This is a genomic window from Proteus sp. fly-1067 (assembly GCF_040139345.1).
Classification (GTDB): Bacteria; Pseudomonadota; Gammaproteobacteria; order Enterobacterales; family Enterobacteriaceae; genus Proteus; species Proteus vulgaris_B.
This window is the reverse complement of sequence record NZ_JBEEUL010000151.1, coordinates 1-613: the sequence shown is the minus strand read 5'-3', so window position 1 is coordinate 613 and position 613 is coordinate 1. Positions and strand designations below refer to the sequence as shown.

1 protein-coding gene is annotated in these 613 nt (G+C 42.9%); it reads right to left on the bottom strand.

The features are described 5' to 3' along the window. Positions 1–607, bottom strand: a 607-nt coding sequence (locus ABN217_RS19695; RefSeq protein ID WP_502935142.1) for a fimbria/pilus outer membrane usher protein, incomplete at its 3' end; no start/stop codon positions are given. Between the last annotated feature and the right edge of the window lie 6 nt (positions 608–613).

Here is a 613-nt window from a genome sequence, read left to right as displayed (position 1 = left end):
AAGGAACACTGGCTGTATTCACCGTAAACGTTTGAATTGAGCCATCTTGTTCTTTAACTTCAACATTAATCTCACCGGATAGTGCATCATTTAAGTCTTGAATACGAAAAGGGCCAGCGGCAACTTGTGTTTGATAAATAATACGGCCTTGCTGGCTCACAATAACGGTAGCATTACTTTTAGCTACACCTGTTATTTCGGGGGCATATCCCCGTAAATTAGGTGGTAACATATTGATGTCGGTGATCAGGCTGAGTCCCGTAAATCGAAAACTGTCAAAAATATCTGAGGCTAAATAATCTTCACCTAAAGTGAGTTTTGCCCCGAGAGATTTAATTGCACGGTAGACATAGTATCGAGACCAATCTAATGAACTAGAAGTATCTTGTCCTTGCTGTTTGTCTAAACGCATTTGCCAATCAGCACGCATACGCCATACACCTAAGTTAACACCCGCAACACCATTACCGCTGGCACTGACATTTGTTCGTTGTCCACCTCGAGTTTGCTGACCAACCTGTGCATTGAGGTTATAATCAAAAAGAGCGCCAGGTAATCCATCTTCCCAACGAGCAGGTGGATCCCAGTTTTCGGCTGTATATTCCAATTACGC